The following is a 2,647-nucleotide window of genomic DNA, read 5'->3' on the forward strand; positions in this document are numbered from 1 at the left end:
TTTACCTATTCTGCATCTCATGTGGCTGTTGTGCTTCAGGATTCGTCGGGAATTGCTGTAACAACTGGTTTATCCTTATAGGAACTCTTCAAGCCAGTCATGGTTGTTGTTGACCCGTTCTGACCCGGTCGCAAATAAATCAAAATCCGGCGACAATAAATCAAAATCCGATTCCCAAATGTCAATGTCAATGTCAATTCCGTTCAGTCCAAGAGGGTCTTCTTTTCTGCATTCCAAAGCTGAATGCCAGGCGTTTTGTGTCTGTTTATCCACATCATAATGGTTGATCTTTTGGAGGACACTCATTAACTGCGGAAGTATCATTTCTTTCCGATAGGGTTCCAATAGTTCAAGTTCTCTATTCCCCAATATCAGAAAACGATCCAGCTCTTCCATTGCCGCTTCCAAGGTAAATTTCGGCCCTTGAATGCTCCTGGTGGAATCCTGATCCCAAGGGGATGTCGTGCTTGCAGGAGTTTGTTGCAGAGCGATTGCTGTTACTACGGGTGTTTTTGTTGCCTCAATCTGTACCAACTTTTCAGCCACTGCATTTTTAACGAGCTCAGGAACAACACCCTCATTATCATTTCGGATAACCGGGCTGAGCGCCTTACATAAACTGGTGGTTAGCTGATCGTTGCGGGCATAGTGTTCCAGAGATGACCACACCACTGGCTTTAATGGTTTGTTGTATTTGATGATATTGATGATCATAGAAGGTGACAGCAGAAATGCTACTTTTTCAGGCTTGGCTTTCCTGGTCTCGTTGGTTCTTGTTTTCATTTGGGCCAGTTTAGCCTCAAGCCTGATCGCATAGGGTTCCCGCTTGTCCTGAGGCTTTTCATACCATTGTTCTGTGAATTCGGTTGCCTTGAAAAATGCGGTCAACTGTTCAAGGGTCCAGTTATTTATAACAAAACCGGTGTCAGTGACGGTAAACTCTGGTTTTGGGAGTACAGTCGGTTCACCATCGGGTGGCATGACAGTAAGCTTTTGATTCCTGAATTGATACTCTGTTTGTTTAAGCTCGAACAGTATGGCCGTGATAAAGTGCCACAGGCGTTCCCGGCCCAACATGACGTGATCACCATCAACAACCACGCCTCTTTCATCATCAGTTGACACCCGGTTTGAAAAACAGAGATCCGGGATATTCCCGTGTTCCGGTAGATAATGGTTTATCAGGAGCATTCCTTCCAACAACCGTTGCTGAGTCGCTAACTCCGGAACGGTTTCAGGTTTAGCCTGGTAGTCAAGACAGGCATCCATGAATTGCTGCATTTTCTGTGGCCTGAGTACCCAGTGCAGTCGGTACCACTGTGAGATTGCAGGCACAGTTCTGAATAGCTCGTCCATTCTGTCAGCGTATTTTGCGCGGTTATCTTCGGACTGTCGCCAGAGAATCTCCAGCATCATACGTTTAGATAGCGTGAATACCCATCGTAGGCCAAGCTGTTGGCGCAGTGGCTGTAATGCATTCCATTGCGCCGGGGTTGGGGCTGGCTTCAGGTTTCTGCACAGTTCAAGGTATTCCTTCCTTTCAGGTTCAGGGAGCTGCGTTAGTGCAAATTTTGTTAAAGCCAGTGGTGCAGGAATGGATAATGCCTTAGTGAGTACTTCATTGCAGCGTGGATCTTCACGATGTTTTTCAATCCAGAACTGGATACCAGTTCCTCCATGGATAGCCAATATCGGCAGCAATGATCTCAGCGCAGCACGAACAGCCACTCTGTTATTTCGTGGACTTTTGTGGGCATTAAGATATTGTTGGAATTCGGCAATTGTCATGTTCCATTTTGCGGACGCAGAAGAGAAGTACAGAGCCAGTGCTTTCATTTGACTTGATTCTAAAAGTGCATCTTCTTCATCACTGCTGTCGCCTCCAATGTCCGTAGAATAACCTTGCTGTTTAAGACATTGGCGGAGTTTGTTCTCATTATCAGTCAGTTTTTCTTCTGAGGGTACTCCAAAGCCTGCAAATAAGCGGCAAGAAAGTTTCAGAAGACTCTTCTTGTCATGCGAGGGTAGCCATTGAATAAAGGCTTGCACTTTCGTCTTTTCCGGTAAGCCTTTGCTATTACACATGGAGGAAATATTGGTGACCAGTGCCCGGTCGAGCGGTTTGCCCTTGACGTCCTCGTCTTTGCCCTCCTGCCAGTCCCCTTTCAAGCAGGGCAGGGTCAGGAAGGCCTTCACGTCCTTATCTTTCGGTAAGCCTTTGCCATTACACATGGAGGAAATATTGGTGACCAGTGCCCGGTCGAGCGGTTTGCCCTTGACGTCCTCGTCCTTACCCTCCTGCCAGTCCTCTTTCAAGCAGGGCAGGGTCAGGAAGGCCTTCACGTCCTTATCTTTCGGTAAGCCTTTGCCATTACACATGGAGGAAATATTGGTGACCAGTGCCCGGTCGAGCGGCTTGCCCTTAACGTCCTCGTCTTTGCCCTCCTGCCAGCCCTCTTTCAAGCAGGGCAGCGTCAGGAAGGCCTTCACGTCCTTATCTTTCGGTAAGCCTTTGCGATGACACATGGAGGAAATATTGGTGACCAGTGCCCGGTCGAGCGGTTTGCCCTTAACGTCCTCGTCTTTGCCCTCCTGCCAGCCCTCTTTCAAGCAGGGCAGGGTCAGGAAGGCCTTCACGTCCTGATCT

General features: G+C 48.0%; 1 protein-coding gene. It reads right to left on the bottom strand.

What is annotated here, in order from left to right; all coding sequences use genetic code 11:
• Positions 1-75: 75 nt before the first annotated feature.
• Positions 76-2,647: hypothetical protein (locus J7438_RS25040; protein WP_209278771.1), on the bottom strand; the 2,572-nt coding region annotated here is incomplete at its 5' end.

Source organism: Thalassotalea sp. G20_0, assembly GCF_017744175.1.
Taxonomy (GTDB): domain Bacteria; phylum Pseudomonadota; class Gammaproteobacteria; order Pseudomonadales; family Endozoicomonadaceae; genus Endozoicomonas.